This is a genomic window from Kitasatospora sp. NPDC001119 (assembly GCF_053598475.1).
The window spans coordinates 294,306-312,163 of sequence record NZ_JBSFKI010000001.1 but is presented as its reverse complement, the minus strand read 5'-3'; the positions used below and the strand labels follow the sequence as shown (position 1 = coordinate 312,163).

The following is a 17,858-nucleotide window of genomic DNA, read 5'->3' as shown; positions in this document are numbered from 1 at the left end:
GGGTCGGTCACGGGCGCGAGGCCCGACAGGGGGGAAGTCGCCCTACCGGGTCGGCTTCTCCTTGGGGCCCTTCGGCGAGAGGAGCAGCAGCGCGGCGAGCAGCACCGCGCCGGCGGCCTCGGGCAGGTACGTGGGCGCGTCGGACACGACGGCCTCGTCCTCCACCATCAGGCTCGCGAGTGTCTTGGCTTCGAGTGTCGCGCTGTGCGACGTCGTAGCCGATTCGGTCCGGAACTGAGTAAGCATCAGAAGTGCCTCCTCGTCTGGATTTCACCGCCCGGTCGGACGATGCCCCCGTTCGACAGTACGAGCACCTCCCCGGGCCTGCATCCGCAACTCTCTGAGCTGGGAAATCGCCCTCGGTGTGGGTCCGGAAGCGGCGAGTCGGTACGGTCGGGGGCATGACCACAGCCTTGATCACCGGCGCGACCGCCGGCATCGGAGCCGCCTTCGCGCGACGGCTCGCCCGCAGCGGCTACCAGCTCGTCCTGGTGGCCCGGGACACCGAGCGCCTGGAGCGCGCCGCCGCCGACCTGCACGGCAGGTACGGCATCGAGACGGAGGTGCTGACCGCCGACCTCGCGACCGACGAGGGCATCGGTGCCGTCGAGGCCCGGCTCGCCGACCCCGCCCGCCCGGTGGACCTCCTGGTCAACAACGCGGGCTTCGGCAACAAGGGCGCCTTCGGGACCGTCCCGCTCCAGGACGAGCTGGCCATGCTGAAGGTGCACATCGAGGCGATCCTGCGGCTGACCACGGCCGCCCTGCCCGGAATGCGGGAGCGCGGCCGCGGTGCGATCGTCAATGTGGCCTCGGTGGCGGCCTTCCTGCCGCGCGGCACGTACGGCGCGAGCAAGGCTTGGGTGGTCAGTTTCACCCAGGGCGTGCTGCGCGACCTCGGCGGTACGGGCGTGCGGATGATGGCGCTCTGCCCGGGCTTCACCCGGACCGAGTTCCACCAGCGGGCCGGCATGGGCACCGGGAACATCCCGTCCTGGTCCTGGCTGTCCGCCGAGCGGGTGGTGGACGAGGCGATGCGCGACCTGGCGCGCGGCCGGGCCGTGTCCGTGCCGGGCAAGCGGTACAAGGTCGCCGTGGCCATCGCCCGGATGCTGCCCTCCGGCAAGCTAGGCGGGGTCTCCTCGAAGGCGGCGCGCACCTACCGGACCAACTGAGGCCGGGGGCGGTCGGGGCGGTCGGGGCGGTCGGGCACTCCGCGGGGCCCGTACGCGCGCTCCGCGGGGTCCGTACGCGCGCTTCGCAGGGATCGTACGGGCGCTCCGCGGAGCCTGTACGGACGAGGAATAGGGCAACAGTCACTATTAGCTTATCTAACTATGAGCTATCCTCGCTATATTGCCCCGCACCCGACCGCCCCACCCAGGGAGGCCCGTCCTTGAGGCCCACCGCCATCGACTGGACCCCGCCCGAGCGCGCCGAGGGCGAACCCCGCCCACCGGCCGAGTGGCGCCGCATCCTCGCGCTCTTCCGCCCGTACCGGGCCCGCCTGGCCGTCGTCGGGCTGCTGGTCGCCGCCTCGGCCGTGGTCTCGGTCGTCTCGCCCTTCCTGCTCAGGGCGGTCCTGGACACCGCCATCCCGCAGGGCCGCACCGGGCTGCTCAGCCTGCTCGCGCTCGGGATGATCCTGACCGCCGTGGTGAACAGCATCTTCAACGTGCTCCAGACGCTGATCTCCACCACCGTCGGCCAGCGCGTGATGCACGACCTGCGCACCGCCGTCTACGGCCACCTCCAGCGGCAGTCGCTGGCCTTCTTCACCCGCACCCGCACCGGTGAGGTGCAGTCCCGGATCGCCAACGACATCGGCGGCATGCAGTCCACGGTGACCTCCACCGCGACCAGCCTGGTCTCCAACCTGACCGCCGTGGTCGCCTCCGTCGTCGCCATGGTCGCCCTCGACTGGCGGCTGACCGTCGTCTCGCTGCTGCTGCTCCCGCTGTTCGTCTGGATCAGCCGCAGGGTCGGGCAGGAGCGCAAGAAGATCACCACCGAGCGGCAGAAGCAGCTGGCCGCGATGAGCTCGGCGGTCCAGGAGTCGCTCTCGGTCAGCGGCATCCTGCTCGGCCGCACCATGGGCCGCTCCGGCTCGCTCGCCCGGGAGTTCACCGGGCAGTCCGACCAGCTCGCCGACCTGGAGGTGCGGGCCAGCATGGCCGGGCGCTGGCGGATGAACACCATCCAGATCGTGATGGCCGCGATGCCCGCGCTGATCTACTGGGCGGCCGGGCTGACCTCCGCCGCCGGTGCGCCGATCGTCTCGGTCGGCACCCTGGTCGCCTTCGTCACCCTCCAGCAGGGCCTCTTCCGGCCCACCGTCAGCCTGCTCTCCACCGGCGTGGACGTGCAGACCTCGCTCGCCCTCTTCCAGCGCATCTTCGAGTACCTCGACCTGCCGGTGGAGATCGACGAGCCGGCCGACCCGGTCACCCTGACCGACATCCGCGGCGAGGTCCGCTTCAAGGACGTCGACTTCCGCTACGACCCGGCGCAGGAGCGCCCCACCCTGGCCGGCGTCGACCTCACCGTCCCGGCCGGGAGCTCGCTGGCCGTGGTCGGCGAGACCGGCTCGGGCAAGACCACCCTCAGCTACCTCGTCCCGCGGCTGTACGACGTCACCGGCGGAAGCGTCACCCTGGACGGCGTGGACGTGCGCGAACTGTCCTTCGACACCCTGGCCCGCGCGGTCGGCGTGGTCTCCCAGGAGACCTACCTCTTCCACGCCTCGGTCGCCGAGAACCTGCGCTTCGCCAAGCCGGGCGCCAGCGACGCCGAACTGGTCGAGGCCGCCCGGGCCGCACAGGTCCACGACACCATCGCCGCCCTCCCGGACGGCTACGACACCCTGGTCGGCGAGCGTGGCTACCGCTTCTCCGGCGGCGAGAAGCAGCGCCTCGCACTCGCCCGGACGATCCTGCGCAACCCGCCGGTGCTCATCCTCGACGAGGCCACCAGCGCGCTCGACAACCGCACCGAGCACGCCGTCCAGCAGGCCGTGGACACCCTGGCCGCCGGCCGCACCACCATCACCATCGCGCACCGGCTCTCCACCGTCCGCGCCGCCGACCAGATCGCCGTCCTGGACCACGGCGAGGTGGTCGAACTCGGCACCCACGAGGAGCTGGTGGCGCTGGACGGACGGTACGCGGCGCTGCTGCGCCGGGAGGTGCCGGAGGCCGCCCGGCAGCCCGAACCGGCCGCACTCGGGCACGTGTGACGGGACGGGCGCGCCCGGGTTCGTGTCGAGCCGGATCGACGGGGCGGCCGCCGGGCTCGGGTGCGCGGGACGGGCCGGCGTGCGAGCGCGTGCGCCCGGGACGGGTCGGCGGTCAGGCCGCCTTCGGGACCTCGTTGTAGCTCTCCGCGACCTCCTGGCCGGAGAGCCGCTGGATGGCCGCCATCACCTCGTCGGTCACCTGCCGACGGGCCTTCAGCGAGCGGGCCTGCCCGTGCAGCTCGTCGAAGTGCAGCGGCTCGCCGAAGCGGACCGTCACCTTCTTCAGCCGCGGCAGCCGCTTGCCCACCGGCAGGATCTGCTCCGGACCCTCCAGCGCCACCGGCACCACCGGCACGCCCGCGGTCAGCGCGAGCCACGCGACGCCCGTCTTGCCCCGGTAGAGCCGGCCGTCCAGGGAGCGGGTGCCCTCGGGGTAGATGCCGAAGGCCTTGCCGTCCTCCAGGATCTCCAGCGCCGACTCCAGCGAGGCCTGAGCGGAACGGTAGGTGCCGCGCTCGACCGGCACGGCGCCGATGGCCTCGAAGAAGCCCTTGGAGAGCCGGCCCTTGAGCCCGGTGCCGGTGAAGTACTCGGCCTTGGCGAGGAAGTGGACCCGGCGCGGGGCGGTCAGCGGGATCACCACGCTGTCGATGAAGGACAGGTGGTTGCTGGCCAGGATCACCCCGCCCTTGCGCGGCACGTTCCCGATTCCCTCGATGACCGGCCGCCAGATCCCCCGCGAGACCGGTTTCAGCACCAACTTGGTGGCGAGGTCGAGCACGATTCCCTCCCTGGACGAACGATCGCCCGGGAGGAGCCCGGGCCTGCAATCAGATCCGCAGACTACGACACCGACCCCGGCGCGCGTCCACTCCCGGCGACCGTGGCGAACACCACGGCCGGGTAGGGTACGGCCGTCCGAACCGAGCGACACCCCGCAGTACCCAGGAGGGCACCATGGAGACCACCGAGGCGATCAAGGCCTTTTTCGACCGCTTCGACAAGGACGGCGACGGCAAGATCACCCCGGCCGAGTACGCTCTGGCCGCCAACGAGATGGGCGACCACGACGTCACCATCTCGATGGCCGAGGCGCTGATCCACAGCATGGACACCAACCACGACGGCGTCCTGACCTTCGAGGAGTTCCTGGCCGCCCGCCGGCGCTGAGCCCGTGCCGACGGGGCCGGTCGCCGTACCGGCGGCGCCGGCCCCGTCCGGAGGTCCCGCGGACGCTCCCGCGCCGCTCCTCCTACTTCTCCTTCTCCACCGGGAACACCCGGCGCACCACCCGCTCCGCGGCCCCGCCGTCGTCCCAGACGCAGAACTTCGCCCGGAAGTCGGCCCGCGCCGCCGGCTCGGGGTCGCCCGCCAGCAGCGCCCGCGCCAGCCCGTCCGCGTCCACCGTGACCGCGCCCGGCGGCTCCGCGAACAGGTCGAAGTAGACGCCGCGTTCCCGCTGGTACTCCTCCCAGTCCGGGGCGAAGACCACCACCGGCCGGTCCAGCACCGCGTAGTCGAACATCATCGACGAGTAGTCCGTCACCAGCACGTCCGCCGCGAGGTAGAGGTCCTCGACGGTCGGGTGCGCCGAGACGTCCACGATCCGCGCCGACTCCGCACCGGCCGCCGTCAGGTCGCCCGGGCCGTCCGCGTGGAAGTAGTGGGTGCGCACCAGCAGTGTGAAGTCCGGGCCCAGCCGCCGGGCCAGCTCCGCCACGTCGAGCAGCGGCACGTAGCCGCCCTTGCTGCCGCGGTGGGTCGGCGCGTACAGCACCGCCCGGGTGTCCGGCCGCAGCCCGAGCAGCTCGCGCATCGCCCGGACCTCGTCCGAAGTGGCGTTCGCCAGCCGGTCGTTGCGCGGGTAGCCGGTGTCCAGCATCTCGTACCGGCCGGGGAAGGCGCGGGCGAAGTGCCCGCTGGTGTGCGGGTTGGGGGAGACCAGGAAGTCCCAGCGGTCGACGGCCTCCTGGAGCAGGTCGAAGTCCATCCCCTCGGCCGCCGCCGGATGGTCGCGCAGGTCCATGCCCATCGCCTTGAGCGGGGTGCCGTGCTGGGTCTGGACGTGCACCGTGCCCGCCCGCTTCGTCATGGTGCGGGGGAAGTTGACGTTGTTGACGAAGTACTTGGCGGTCGCCATCGCCCTGAGGTAGGCGGGGGTGTTGACGATCACGTACGGCACCCCGGGCGGCAGCGTGGCGGCCTGGGCGCGGTTCTCCACCACCCACACGCCCCGCACCCGCGGGGCGAGTTCCTTCGCCTTCTCGTAGATCGCCGCCGGGCTGCACGCGTAACCCCGGTGCCAGTACGCGGCGTAGACCGCGAGGTGCTGGTCCAGCGGCAGCCGGCGGAACGCGTTGTACGCGGTGAACCGGGCGCCGCTGCGCATCCCCTTCTTCACCGCGGGCGCCACCGCCCGTGCCCCGCGCTTGAGTTCGCGCGGCAGCCGGCCGGTGCGGCGCAGCTCGGCGTACGCGATCCGGGCGCCGCGGGCGGCCAGCCGGTACTGCACGCCACGCACCCCGCCGGGGAAGCGGTAACCGGCCGGGCGGTGGCGGTCGAAGTGCCGGGCGATCCGCTGGAAGAAGTCCTTGCGCAGGTCGGTGGGGACCAGCCCGGGGGTGTCGTAGACGTTCAGGGCCTGGCGGACGGTCCGGTCGAAGACCAGGGTGCGCAGCGAGTCCGGGACGGGCCGGCCGGGGCGGTCCGGGCGGTCCAGGAACGCGAAGATCGCGTCGTACTGGGCGAACACGTCGGCGTGCTTGGGGGAGGCGGTGGCGGTGATCGCGCCGTCCCGGCCGCGCCGGTAGAAGTAGCAGGGGCGGTCCAGGTAGCGCAGCCGCTCGGCGGCCAGCAGCGCCGGGTAGGTGACCGAGATGTCCTCGTAGTAGCCGCGGCCGAAGGAGACGTCGAGGCCGTCCAGGAACGCGCGGCGGAACAGCTTGTTCCACACCGACATCACGGTCTGGAACAGCGCCGGGTGCTCGGCCAGGGTGCAGCCCTCGACCAGCGGGGAGTCGGCCAGCACGTGGCGCCAGGGGTTGGGCTCCGTCCCGCCGTCCGGGTAGACGTGGGTGAAGCCGGCGAGCAGCACGTCGGCGGGGGTCTCCCGGAGACGCTCCCGCGCCAGCTCGTCCAGCAGCGTGCCGACCGTCCCCTCGGGCACCCAGTCGTCGCTGTCCACGAACCAGACGTACTCGCCGCGGGCCTGCGGCAGGGCGGCGGTGCGGGCGCCGCCGAGGCCCTGGTTCTCGGTGAGGTGCAGCACCCGCAGCCGGCTGTCGCGGGCCGCGTAGGCGTCCAGGATCGCGCCGGAGCCGTCGGGGGAGAGGTCGTCGACCGCGATCACCTCGAAACGGGTCTCGGCGGCGGGGACGTCGCCGAGGATCGAGTCGAGGCAGCGCGGGAGGTACCGCTCCACGCCGTGGACCGGGAGCACGATGCTGAGGAGGAGGGACACGCTGGCCGAGTGTACCGATCCACCGGGCGCGACCTGCGCGGACGTCCGGTGCGGGCCTTCCGGGGCCTTGCGGCCCTTGGGGGGCCTGGGCGGCGGTGGCGGCGGCGCGGCTGCGGCGGGGGCTGCGGGGTGTCCGGGAAGGGTGTCCGTGAAAGCCGTCCGTGGCGGACAAGCCGTCCGTGGCGGACCCGGAACCGCCGGTGCCGGGCCCCTCGCGGGGCGGCACCGGCAGTCAGGTGGCGATCCGGCCGACCCTCGACGGCCGACCGCCGGTCCGGGCACCGCGCGAGCCTGGCCACCGCAGCGTCGAGGCGGCCGGGCAGTGGCTCGCGGGAGCCGGAGTTCTTCATCACTCGAACACACGCTTGGGTGCGGTGCGGGCACTGGCGTGTGCATCCGATATTGCTTGGAGGTTCGGCGGGAGTCAATCCCTCGAATGTGTTCACTTCCTGAAGTCGGTCGGTCACGGTGTCATCGGGGTCCGCGCTCGGACGGGTCATGCCCGGGCGGGCCGTGCCCGATGGGCCGGTCGGTGATCGCTTTGTCGATGTGGCGGCTGTCCCCTTAATAGGGGGACGCGGGAGGGGAGTGGGCGGGGAGCGGTCGGTGCTGGCAGTCGGTGCCGGCGGTGCGTGGGCGGGGTGCCGCCGGGGTGCCGCTGTGCGCCGGGCGCGCGTCATGCGCAGGGTTGCCGCACTCGCGCCCGCCCGCCCTGGTGACGGATGGCCGGTCGTGCACCATCATTGATGCCTAGTCGTGACCGGCCGGGCGGCCCCTGGTGCTTCGTCAGTTGACGCCGCACGATACGGTGGCACAACACCAAGGACGGTTGCGCGAAGGCCGTCCTTCACGGATAGTCTTCGCCTCACGGCCCTGGCGCCTCGTAGGGGTGGGAAAAACTGATGGAACACATGCAAGTGCGGACTCGGCCCCGCGTGCCGGCGATCCAGTGCGGTGTCGGCACGACCGGCCGCCGGATCGACCGACACCTGGCCGTGCTCGGCGCGCCCGCACTCCCGGCGGTGGACACCGCCGAGGCGCTCGGGTTGATAAGGGAGCTCACGCCGCGCGGCGCCGAGGCCCCGACGACCCGTCGTCGCCACACCAGGATCTCGCTGCTGACGCCGCTGCGTCGGCTGCGGCGGAGCCTTTTCGGCGGGCGCGGCTAGTCCGACCGGTGCGGCACGGGTCCCTCCCCGCCGCCCGGTCGGAACCGACCCGGTGGACCGTCCGGTCCGCCGGGTCTTCAGTGTGTCCGGACGGCGTCCGGGCGGTGCCGGGGGGAGCGTCGCGGCCGTCCGGGGTGATGTGGTCTGAACCTTTCAGCCTATGCGAGTTTGCCCGCCCGGCACGGCCAGACGGCGAGGGAGTACGCCCGGCCCGCTGACCTGGGACAGGATGGCGCCATGGCGGACAACAACCACTCCACCCAGACCGGCTCGTTCCCGACCACCACCTTCCAGAGCAGCACCTTCGAGATCACCACCGGCTCCCGCGAGGTCGCGCTCGACATCACCGACCGCTGCGTCGAGTTCCTCGACGAACGGGCCACCGGGCGCGACGGCCTGCTCAACATCTTCGTCCCGCACGCCACCGCGGGGATCGCGGTACTGGAGACCGGTTCGGGCAGCGACGACGACTTCCTCGCCACCCTGCGCGACCTGCTCCCGGCCGACGACCGCTGGCGCCACCGGCACGGCAGCCCGGGCCACGGCCGGGACCACGTGGTGCCCGGACTGGTCGCCCCGCACGCGACCCTGCCGGTGCTCGGCGGTCAACTGGCCCTCGGCGTCTGGCAGTCGGTGGTCCTGGTCGACACCAACGGGGACAACCCGCGCCGGACCGTCCGGCTGTCCTTCCTCGGCTGACGCGCGGGAACGGCGGGCGCTCCGGCGGGCGGCGGTCCCGCGGGTGGCGGTCCGGTGGATGGCCTCGGCGGACCCGGTGGCTCAGCGGACGTGCGCGGCCACCGCGGCGAGGTAGCGCTCGATCGCCAGGTGCTGGCAGAGCAGGGCCACCGGCCGGCCGAGCCTGGCGTACCAGGCGGACAGCCGGGAGAACGCGGTGACCTCGAACCACACCTCGCCGCCTGCGTCCATCGACACCAGGAACGCCTCCTCGCCGCACTCCGGGTGCCCGGGGAGGGTGCCGTACCCGAAGCCGATCCGGTCCGGCTCCTCCACCGTCCACACCACCCGGCAGGGGATCACCAGCCGGGGCCACCGGCTCCCCGGCAGGTTCAGCCGCAGCAGCACCGTCCCGCCCTCCCGGGCCGGGCCGGCCGGGTGCACCGCGAAGCCGGTGCCCAACTGGCTGCCCCAGCCGAGCACGTAGCGCCCGGCCCGCTCCAGCACCTCCGGCCCGTGCCCCAGGTGGACCCGCCGCCGCAGGTGGGCGTAGCCGTCCGGGAGCCGCCCGCCCCCGTCCCGGGTGGCACCCACCTCGGGGTACGACGGGGTGGTGGCGCGGGCGGCGAGCAGGCGTCGGTGCAGGTCGGTGGGCATGCCGGCCACGGTAACCGCCAGGTGGGAGGGGGCCGTCGGCGGGGCGGGGGCGTACCTCTGGCGGGCTTCGGCGGACAGGTTCCAGCGGACAGGTTTCAGCGAACGAACTTCAGCGAACGAACTTCAGCGAACAGAGTTCAGACGACAGCTTTCAGCGAACGTTTTCTGACATCTGTTCGCTGCTGGCGAGGCGGGGCGGGGGAGAGAGGGGCGGGCGGCGGCCCGGTCACCTGCGGCGTGTTGCGGCAGGGCGGCGGCGCGGAGTAGGAAGTCGGTATGAGCGACACCGGTACGAACCAGGAAGCGGGCGTCTGCGAACTCGCGCCCGACGGCGGAGCGGAGGCGGCGCTGCGGCACGACCCGCGGGCGGCCGGGCCGCGCGCCGACTGCGTCCTGTGCGGCGAGCCGACCGAACTGCCCGCCGACCAGCCGGGCAGCACCCTCTGCCCGGTGTGCGCCTGGCAGCAGGCGCAGCGGATCGCCTGCTCGGGCTGAACCTCCGGACAGGGTCCGGGGGTTCAGGCCCTACGCGTCCTCCCGCCCGGCCAGCGCCAGGGTCGAGCCGTGCCGCCCCTTGCGGACCAGCAACTGGGCGGGGATGCGGCTGCGCAGGTCGGCGACGTGGCTGACGATGCCGACCGCGCGGTCCCGCTCGCGCAGTCCGTCCAGGACGTCCATGACCTCCTCCAGGGCGTGCTCGTCGAGGGTGCCGAAGCCCTCGTCGATGAAGAGGGTGTCCAGCGGCATGCCGCCCGCCTCGTGGGTGACCACGTCGGCCAGGCCCAGGGCGAGGGAGAGCGAGGCGAAGAAGCTCTCGCCGCCGGAGAGGGTCGCGGTGTCCCGCTCGGTGCCCGTCCAGGCGTCGACCACCCGCAGGGCCAGGCCCGAGCGCTTGGTCCCGGTGCCCCGGTCGTCGCTGTGCACCAGGGTATAGCGCCCGCCGGACATCCGGACCAGCCGGTCGCTGGCCGCCGCCGCGACCTGCTCCAGCCGGGCCGCCAGGACGTACGACTCCAGGCGCATCCGCAGCCGGTTGTCGGCCGAGGTGCCGGCCGCGAGCGCGGCGAGCCGGTTGATCCGCCCGTACCTGTCCAGCGCCGGGGCCAGTTCGGCGGCGAGCCCGGTCAGCTGCCGCCCGATCGCGGCCAGCGCCCCGCAGCGCTCTCGGGCGGCCGCGTGGGCGGCGTGCGCCCGGCCGAGCCGGTCGGTCGCGGTGCCGAGCGCGGCCGCCACGGCGGGCAGGTCCACCGGCGGACGGACCGCGGCCTCGGCCAGCTCCGGCAGCGCCAGCTCGCGGCGGACGGCGGCGGTCTCCGCGCGGTGCCGCTCCAGCCGGGCCTCCAGCCGCTCGCGCTCCTCGCGCGGCAGTAGCACCGCCAGCGCCGCCGCGGCGTCCGGGAAGCCCGCTGCGGCGGCGGCCTTGCCGAGCTCCTCCTCGGCCTCGCCGAGCCGGGCCGCCGCCTCCGCGTATGCCCGGGCGGCGACCGCAGCCGCGGCGACCGCCGCGGTGAGCCGGGTGAGGGCCGTGGCCCGGTCGGCGACCGAGGCCGCCTCGCCCCGGGCGGCCGCCACCCGGGCGGTCAGCGCCTGCTGCTCGGTGTCGAGCGCCAGCAGCCGGTCGGAGAGGACGGCCGCGCGCTCCTTGGCCTCGTGCAGCTCGTCGACCCGGCGGGCACGGTCCTGCGACAGCCGGGCGATCTCCTGCTCGACCCGGCCGAGCGCCTCCGCCGCGTGCCGCGCCTCGCGGTGCTCGCGCTCCAGCCCGGCGAGGGCCTGCGCGAGCGCCTCCGTACCGTCCGGCCCGGCCGCGCCGGACGCGGTAGCCTCGCGCACCCGCAGCGCGGTGAGCGCCTGGTCGGCCTCCGTCCAGACCCGCTCGGCGGCGGCCTGCGCCCGGCGCGCCCGCTCCTCGTCCTCGGCGCCGACCCGGCTGCCGGGCGCGGCCTCGGCGGGCGCCGGGTGCTCGGGTGAGCCGCAGACCCGGCAGGCCTGGCCCGCCCGCAGCTGCTCGGCCAGCTCGGCGGCCATGCCGCTGAGCCGGCGGTCCCGCAGGTCCAGGCTGTGCTCGCGGGCGTCCAGCGCGGCGGTGCGCAGAGCGACCACCCGGGGCTCCGCCGCGGCGATCTCGGCGCGCAGGCCGTCGCGCTCCCGGGCCGCGCCCAGGCGGACGGTCAACTCGGCGCGCTGCCCGTCCAGTTGCTCGACCCGGGAGGTCGCCGACCGGGCCTCGGTGTGCTGCTGCTCCAGGCGGGCCAGCCCGTCCTCGAACTCGGCGAGCCAGTCCTCGGCCTCCTCGGCCAGCTCCTCGGCGGCTCGCCGGTCCTCCGTCAGGGAGCGCTGCTCGCGGGCGAGTTCGGCGCAGCGCCGCTCCTCCGCCCGGGCCGCCTCCAGCCGGACCACCTCGGCCCGCAGCCGCAGCTCGGCCTCGGCCAGCCCGGCGGTGTCCGCCCCGGCGAGCTCCCGGCCCTCGCCACCGGAGCCGGCCAGCGCCTCGCGGTGCCGGCGCTCCGCCAGCCGGGCGCGACCGAGGGCCTCGGCCGCGCTCTCCCGCAGCCGCAGCGCCGACTCCACCCCGACGGCCTCCTGCGCGGCGGCCAGCCGCTGCCGGTCCGCGGCCGCGGCGGGCTCGAAGCCGGCCAGCCGCTCGGCCAGGCCCACTGCCTCCCGGTGCCGGCGCTGGCGGCCGGCCAGCTCCTCGGCGGCCTCGCGCCGCTCCTGGGCGGCGCGCTGGGCCGCCCCGGCGCCCGCGAGCGCGGCCTCGGCGACAGCGAGCTGCTCGGCCGCGCCGCTGCGCAGGACCGCCGCCCAGCCCAGCACCCCGGCGGCCAGGCCGGCGGCGTCGTCCTCGGCCGGCACCCAGCCCGCGGCGGGCTCGGCGTCCGGACCGGCCGCCTGCTCGGCCTTGCTGGCGAGGTCCCGCAGCCGCCGCCGGCCGGCCTGGACGGCGGCCTCCTGGCCGCGCCGCTGCTCGGCCAGCCAGGCCTCCACGTACTGGAACCGCTCGGTGTCGAACAGCCGCCGCAGCAGCTTGCCGCGCTCCTCCGAGTCGGCCTTGAGGAAGCGGGCGAAGTCGCCCTGCGGCAGCAGCACCACCTGGCAGAACTGCTCCCGGTTCATGCCGACCAGCCGGTGGATCTCCTCCCCGGCCTCCTGATGCGACTTGCTGAGCCCCCGCCAGCCGGGCGTGCCGTCGCCCGTGTCGGCGACCCACTCGCGCAGCAGGGTCTGCGCCCGCTCCACGGTGGTGCCGGTGCCGACCTTCTTCGGCCGGCGCTGCTCCGGCAGCCGGGTGACCTGGAGCCGCCGCCCGCCGAGGGTCAGCTCCAGCTCCACCGAGGTCAGCCGCTTCGGGTCGGCGTGGTCGCTGCGCAGCCGGTTGGCCCGGCGCGCGCCCGGCGTCTCGCCGTACAGGGCGAAGCAGACCGCGTCCAGCACGCTGGTCTTGCCCGCGCCCGTGGCGCCGCGCAGCAGGAACAGCCCGCCGGCGGCGAGCGCGTCGAAGTCCACCGTCTCGCTGCCCGCGAACGGGCCGAAGGCGGTGACGGTGAGCTTGTGCAGCCTCATCGGGGCAGGTCCGCCTTCCGGTCGGTGGTCTCCCGGACGTGCTCGAAGCCCTCGCGCAGCCAGCCGAGCTCGTCCGGCTCCGGCTCGGCACCGGGGCGGACGTGCCGCAGGAAGCCCTCCGCGATCTCCAGGTCCCCGCGGCCGCTGACCCGCGCCGCGTACGACTGCGAGGGCTCGGCCTCGCTCCGCTCGGGGTCGAACAGCAGCTGGAGGGTGTGCGGGAAGCGGCGGCGCAACCGCTCCATCGGCTCGCTCGGCCGGGCCGCGTCGGTGAGCGTGGCCTGCACCCAGGACTGCTCGTGCTCGGCGTACCCCTCCTCGGTGAGCAGCGCGTCGAGCGTGCCGCGCAGCGTCGCCAGCCGGCGCGGCTCGGGGCAGGGGACGCGTTCGGCCGTCACCGAGCCGTCGGCGGCCAGGTCGACCAGCCACATGGTCTTGCGCTGCTTCACCTCGGAGAAGGAGTAGGCGAGCGGGGAGCCGCTGTAGCGCAGGTGCGGTGCGAGCGTCTGGCAGCCGTGCAGGTGGCCGAGCGCCGCGTAGTGCACCCCGTCGAAGACCGACGCGGGTACGGAGGCGACGCCGCCGACCGCGATGTCCCGCTCGCTGTCGCTCGGCGCGCCGCCGGTGACGAAGGCGTGCGCCAGCACCACCGCCCGGGTGCCGGACGGGCGCGCCGCGAGATCCGCCCGGACCTGGTCCATCGCGGCGCCGAGCACCGCCGCGTGCCCGCCCTTCGCCAACCCGAACCGCTCGCGCACCAGCGTCGGCTCCAGGTAGGGGAGTCCGTACACCGCCACCGGGCCGTGCTCGTCCGCCAGCAGGACGGGCTCGGCGCACTCGCCCGGGTCGGTCCGCAGGTGGATGCCGGCCCGCCCGATCAGCCCCGCCCCGACGCCGAGGCGGCGGGCCGAGTCGTGGTTGCCGCTGATGAAGACCGTCGGCACCCCGAGGTCCGCCAGCCGGTGCAGCACGTCGTCGAACAGCGCGACCGCTTCCAGCCCGGGCAGCGCCCGGTCGTACACGTCCCCCGCGACCAGCACGGCGTCCACGCCCTCGGACCGGACCACTTCCACCAGGTGGTCCAGGAAGGCGCGCTGGGCGTCGTGCAGGCTCTCCCGGTGGAACGAGCGCCCGAGATGCCAGTCGGAGGTATGCAGCAGTCGCATGGTCCCCGACCCTAACGCGCAGCACTGACAATCCCGCCCGGCCCGGTGGAAACCGCACACCCCGGGAGTCCCGGGAGTCCCGGGACTCCCGGGGGGATGGCGGGCCGCGGGTGCCGTGCGGTGCCGGTGAGGGGGCGCTGAGCTTGTTCGATTACTTGGGGTGAATTGTCAGTGGCTCTGTGTATGTTCCTCGGCGTCGGCCACCCCGGGTCGGGGCGGCCGACGAGGTCCGGAGTCGGGCGAGCGAGAAGGAGGAGTCATGACTGTCGTGCGGGAGTCGGTGTGCGAGGCGCTGGGCGCTGCGGTGGGGCGTCCGTCGCGGGGGCGGCGGCGGGTGCTGGTGATGGCCGGGCGGAGGCCGGGCGGCGGTGTCGGCGGGGTGTCGGCCGCCGGGCCCGGCGGGGCGGCGCCGCCCGGGGGCGGCCGGCCGCCGGGGGCCCGTGCGGGAGGGGACGGTGCGCGGGCGGTCGGGCTCGGCGGGCGCGTCCGGGGCGCGCCGCCGCCCCAGCCGGTGGCGGTGGCCCTGGCCGTCGATGCCGGGGACTTCGCCGGGCTGGCGCGGTACGGGCTGTTCGGCGGGCTCGGGCACCAGGCCTACCTGCGGCGGGCGGAGGAGCAGCTCACGGCCCTGTACCGGCAGGGGCTGGAGGTGCATCTGCGGGTCCTGGAGGCGGGCGACTTCGAGGACTACTGCGAGGCGCTCGGCCTCGATCCCCGGATGCCCGCCGCCCGGGTCGCCTACGCGGGCGATCCCGAGCTGGCGGGGGAGCCGTTCGTCTACGCGGGGGAGCGGCTGGCCGAGCTGCTCCCGGTGCTGCTGGACGACCACCGGGCGCGGGTGCGGATGTCCGTGGCCTGCGCGGCCCTGCTGGACGCCGTCGGCGAGGACCCGGACGGGCAGTTCCGGATGGCGGCCGTGATGCGGTACGTGACGTCCGTCTACCTGGCCCTCGCCGAGGGCGCGGGGGAGGGGTGCCACCTGCTGACGCTGCGCTGCCACGGCCCGGAGGACGGCGAGGAGCTCACCTCGGCGGTGGACGTCTGCGTGGAGGAGGGGCGGCTGTACCCGGCCGGGCGGGACGCCGAGGCGTTCTGCGTCACGCTCGCGGCGGGCGTCGCCCTGGGCGGGGAGGGGGCGTTGCTGCTGCACGGCGATCCGTCGGCGGGTGTCCGGGCCGCCGGTCAGGCCGACGGCCGGTCCGCCCCGGCCAGGGGTCCGGCCTCCCCGGCCGACGACGCCGGGCTCCGGCCGCCGGTGCTCGGCTGGGCGTTGACCGGCGGGCGGCTGCGGCCGATGACGGCGCACGAGGTGTTCGACGAGCTGGCCGACGACGCCGCGCGCGGGATGCCGTTCCCGCCCGGGGTGGACCCTCGGCCCGGGTTCCCGCTGCCCGGCTTCCGGGGCGCCGGGGAAGGGGGTGGGCCGCTGGGGTGATCGGGGGGCTCGTCGCCTCCGCGTCCATCGGGTTCACCGCCTCGCGTCCACCATGCGGCGCTGGGGACTGTTCATCGACCGCCTGTTCGGGGAAGATTCGGAGAAGATCAACAGCAGGAGCGTGCGGTGCCCCACGCCGCCGCTCCGGCCGCTCCGTACCGCGCCCTGCAGGTCCTCCCCGCGCACCGCCGGTCCGGCGAAGCCCGACAGCGAGAGGGGGACGGATGAGCGAGCGGAGCGAGCTCGGTGCCAGGGGGTGCGCAGGGGCGAGCACCCCCGCCGAGCGCCGCGGGGCGAGAGCATGAGCCCGATCGAGTACAGCGCGGAGATCGCCGAACTGCTCGGGAAGGTGCGGCGGCGTCCCACCGCGGGCTGGCCGTGGCGGCCGGGCGAGCAGGTGCCGGAGGGGCTGCCGGTCAAGCAGTCCTGGGGGTGGCTGTTCGCACCGGACGGGCGGGTGCTGACGCTGGTGAACCCCCGGGACGGGATCTGCTCGCTGCCCGGCGGGTCGCTGGAGCCGGAGGACGGCGGTGATCCGGCGGCCGCCCTGGCCCGGGAGGCCGCCGAGGAGGCGCAGGCCGTGATCGGCCGGCCGTACTACCTCGGCTACCTCTACGACCGGGTCGGTTCGGCGAACGGCGGGCACGAGTGCGCGCGGGTCCGGATGGCGGCGGCGCTGCGGGCGGTCGGTCCGAGCGTGGCCGACCCGGCCTCGGGCCGGCACTACCGGCGACTGCTGGTCGCGCCGGGCCTCGCCGTCGAACTGCTCGGCTGGGGCGCGCCCGGGCTGCGCCAGGCCCGGGTGGCGGTCGCCACCGCGGCGAGCTGGCTCGGCGTGCCCGCGGCCGCGAACGAGGCGATCGAGGAGCTGCCGGTCGAGGGCTGCACGGTCTCCCCGGGCGCCGTCTACCCGGGTGCCGTGCACCTCGGTGGTGGCCGCCCCGGCGTGCACGGCTGACCACGCGCGTCGCCGTACCCCTGCGCGACCTCCCGGCGGGGTGCTCTGATGCGCCGCCCTGGCGTGGTGTCCCACCGTGCTGCCTTGACGCGCTGCCACATCGCGCGGCACGTACGGCAGGCGCGGCTATGGCGGACGTCAACCGTCAGCCGCACGCGTCCGATCAGCCGCACGGGTCCGATCAGGCTCACCAGTGAATTTTCACCAGTTCCGCCGATGCCGTGTTCCGCCCACCTCCTGACGTGCCTTGAGGTGTTCCGTCAGCCCCCCCTGCGCCCCTCGGCACCCGCTTCGAATCTGACTCGGCGGTAGCCGGGCGGCAGCCCCCCGCTTACCGTGCACAGAACTTCCGCAAGTTGCCGGTCTACGCGCGCTGCGCTACGCGCGTCACCGCGTACCCCCGCTGACCTGGGCGAAATCCCGGATTGTCGGCGGCAATTCATCTCCGGGCTGTCGGACGGCCCGTCAATATCCTTGGCATGACCGCTTCCGGGTTTGGCTACCGCCTGGTATCACTTCTGTGACCCTCGCCACGCCACCCCACTGGAGATGCGATGATCCGCCCTGCCCGTGCCCTGTCCATCGCCGCCGTAGCGGCAGGCCTCACCATGACGACGCTCTTCGCCGCGTCGTCCGCGAACGCCGCCGGTGTCAACTACGTGGCCCTCGGGGACTCGTACTCCTCCGGCGTCGGTGCCGGCAGCTACCTGAGCGACAGCGGCAGCTGCAAGCGCAGCACCAACGCGTACGCGTACCTCTGGAAGAACGCGCACGCGCCGTCCTCCTTCAAGTTCGTGGCCTGTTCGGGCGCCAAGACCGGTGACATCCTCAACAGCCAGATCTCCGCCCTGGACGCCAGCACCACGCTGGTCAGCATCTCGGTCGGCGGCAACGACGCCGGTTTCGCCGACACCATGCAGACCTGTGTCCTCGGTTCGGAGTCCGACTGCGTCAACGCCGTCAACACCGCCAAGAACTACGCCACCACCACCCTGCCCGGCCAGCTGGACAAGGTGTACTCGGCGATCAAGTCGAAGTCCCCCAACGCCCACGTCGTGGTGATGGGCTACCCGCACATCTACAAGATCGGCGGCAGCTGCATCTTCGGCATCGGCGACACGGCGCGCGCCGCCATCAACAGTGCCGCCGACACCCTGGACGGCGTCCTCGCCAAGCGGGCCGCCAACGCCGGCTTCGCCTTCGGCGACGTCCGCAACGTCTTCACCGAGCACGAGATCTGCGGCTCGCTGACCACCTGGCTGAACAGCGCCACCCTGCCGGTCGACGAGAGCTACCACCCGAAGGCGGCCGGCCAGTCCGGCGGCTACCTGCCGGTGTTCTCGGCCTCCTGAGGACGGTAGGCCGTAAGGGCCGTAGGAGCCGGATCGGCCCGCAGCGGTCGTCGTGGCGGACCGCCGTAGCGAACCGCTTTGGCGGACCGTCGTAACGGACGGGCTCCGACGGCACTGTCCCGTCCTGGGGCATGCCGGTGCCGCCGTCCCCTCCCATGCTTCGGGAGGGGGCGGCGGCACCGCC

15 protein-coding genes are annotated in these 17,858 nt (G+C 74.3%); 9 read left to right on the top strand and 6 right to left on the bottom strand.

Translation table 11 applies throughout. The features are described from left to right. Positions 1-42 precede the first annotated feature (42 nt). On the bottom strand, positions 43-246 hold the full coding sequence (locus tag ACWDD9_RS01475) for a hypothetical protein (protein ID WP_449810510.1): 204 nt from the start codon (positions 244-246) through the stop codon (positions 43-45). A gap of 155 nt (positions 247-401) precedes the next feature. Between ACWDD9_RS01475 and ACWDD9_RS01470 the strand changes: the two genes are divergently transcribed. Continuing rightward, on the top strand, positions 402-1,175 hold the full coding sequence (locus ACWDD9_RS01470; protein ID WP_074004271.1) for an SDR family NAD(P)-dependent oxidoreductase: 774 nt from the start codon (positions 402-404) through the stop codon (positions 1,173-1,175). A gap of 221 nt (positions 1,176-1,396) precedes the next feature. Beyond that, on the top strand, positions 1,397-3,235 hold the full coding sequence (locus tag ACWDD9_RS01465) for an ABC transporter ATP-binding protein (protein ID WP_049650629.1): 1,839 nt from the start codon (positions 1,397-1,399) through the stop codon (positions 3,233-3,235). A 112-nt stretch (positions 3,236-3,347) separates the two neighbouring features. Here the strand turns inward: ACWDD9_RS01465 and ACWDD9_RS01460 are convergent, their stop codons facing one another. Next, entirely contained in the window at positions 3,348-4,016 is a 669-nt protein-coding gene (locus ACWDD9_RS01460) for a lysophospholipid acyltransferase family protein (protein ID WP_049650628.1), read from the bottom strand. Between the two features lie 176 nt (positions 4,017-4,192). Here ACWDD9_RS01460 and ACWDD9_RS01455 point away from each other — a divergent pair, with 176 nt between their 5' ends. Continuing rightward, entirely contained in the window at positions 4,193-4,405 is a 213-nt protein-coding gene (locus tag ACWDD9_RS01455; protein WP_049650627.1) for an EF-hand domain-containing protein, read from the top strand. 82 nt (positions 4,406-4,487) lie between these two features. On the opposite strand, the gene ACWDD9_RS01450 is transcribed toward ACWDD9_RS01455, so the two are convergent. Further along, positions 4,488-6,695 carry a bifunctional glycosyltransferase/CDP-glycerol:glycerophosphate glycerophosphotransferase gene (locus ACWDD9_RS01450; RefSeq protein ID WP_449810509.1) on the bottom strand — a complete coding sequence of 736 codons (2,208 nt, stop codon included), beginning with the start codon at positions 6,693-6,695 and terminating at the stop codon, positions 4,488-4,490. 902 nt (positions 6,696-7,597) lie between these two features. On the opposite strand from ACWDD9_RS01450, the gene ACWDD9_RS01445 reads away from it, so the two are divergent. After that, positions 7,598-7,864, top strand: a complete 267-nt coding sequence (locus ACWDD9_RS01445) for a hypothetical protein (RefSeq protein ID WP_049650625.1) — start codon at positions 7,598-7,600, stop codon at positions 7,862-7,864. Between the two features lie 237 nt (positions 7,865-8,101). Then, positions 8,102-8,563, top strand: a complete 462-nt coding sequence (locus ACWDD9_RS01440) for a YjbQ family protein (protein ID WP_049650624.1) — start codon at positions 8,102-8,104, stop codon at positions 8,561-8,563. An 81-nt stretch (positions 8,564-8,644) separates the two neighbouring features. Here the strand turns inward: ACWDD9_RS01440 and ACWDD9_RS01435 are convergent, their stop codons facing one another. Then, positions 8,645-9,199 carry a DUF1990 family protein gene (locus tag ACWDD9_RS01435; protein WP_074004436.1) on the bottom strand — a complete coding sequence of 185 codons (555 nt, stop codon included), beginning with the start codon at positions 9,197-9,199 and terminating at the stop codon, positions 8,645-8,647. A 276-nt stretch (positions 9,200-9,475) separates the two neighbouring features. Between ACWDD9_RS01435 and ACWDD9_RS01430 the strand changes: the two genes are divergently transcribed. Continuing rightward, the gene (locus ACWDD9_RS01430) at positions 9,476-9,694 is read left to right on the top strand and encodes a hypothetical protein (RefSeq protein WP_049650622.1); all 219 of its coding nucleotides are present in this window, start codon (positions 9,476-9,478) and stop codon (positions 9,692-9,694) included. A 30-nt stretch (positions 9,695-9,724) separates the two neighbouring features. Here ACWDD9_RS01430 and ACWDD9_RS01425 read toward each other — a convergent pair whose 3' ends face one another. Together ACWDD9_RS01425 and ACWDD9_RS01420 are read right to left on the bottom strand one after the other, a co-directional pair. After that, positions 9,725-12,763, bottom strand: a complete 3,039-nt coding sequence (locus ACWDD9_RS01425) for an AAA family ATPase (protein WP_449810508.1) — start codon at positions 12,761-12,763, stop codon at positions 9,725-9,727. Further along, complete coding sequence (locus tag ACWDD9_RS01420) at positions 12,760-13,929, bottom strand: exonuclease SbcCD subunit D (protein ID WP_117491108.1); 1,170 nt, start codon at positions 13,927-13,929, stop codon at positions 12,760-12,762. Before ACWDD9_RS01420 ends, ACWDD9_RS01425 begins: the two co-directional genes overlap by 4 nt. 259 nt (positions 13,930-14,188) lie before the next feature. On the opposite strand from ACWDD9_RS01420, the gene ACWDD9_RS01415 reads away from it, so the two are divergent. The 3 genes from ACWDD9_RS01415 to ACWDD9_RS01405 all read left to right on the top strand — a co-directional run bounded on the left by ACWDD9_RS01415 (position 14,189) and on the right by ACWDD9_RS01405 (position 17,674). After that, positions 14,189-15,364 (top strand): hypothetical protein, encoded by a 1,176-nt coding sequence (locus ACWDD9_RS01415; RefSeq protein WP_449810507.1) that lies wholly within the window; start codon positions 14,189-14,191, stop codon positions 15,362-15,364. Positions 15,365-15,665: 301 nt separating this feature from the next. Beyond that, on the top strand, positions 15,666-16,322 hold the full coding sequence (locus ACWDD9_RS01410) for an NUDIX domain-containing protein (RefSeq protein WP_449810506.1): 657 nt from the start codon (positions 15,666-15,668) through the stop codon (positions 16,320-16,322). Between the two features lie 554 nt (positions 16,323-16,876). Next, positions 16,877-17,674 (top strand): SGNH/GDSL hydrolase family protein, encoded by a 798-nt coding sequence (locus tag ACWDD9_RS01405; protein WP_074004280.1) that lies wholly within the window; start codon positions 16,877-16,879, stop codon positions 17,672-17,674. The last annotated feature ends 184 nt before the right edge of the window (positions 17,675-17,858 follow it).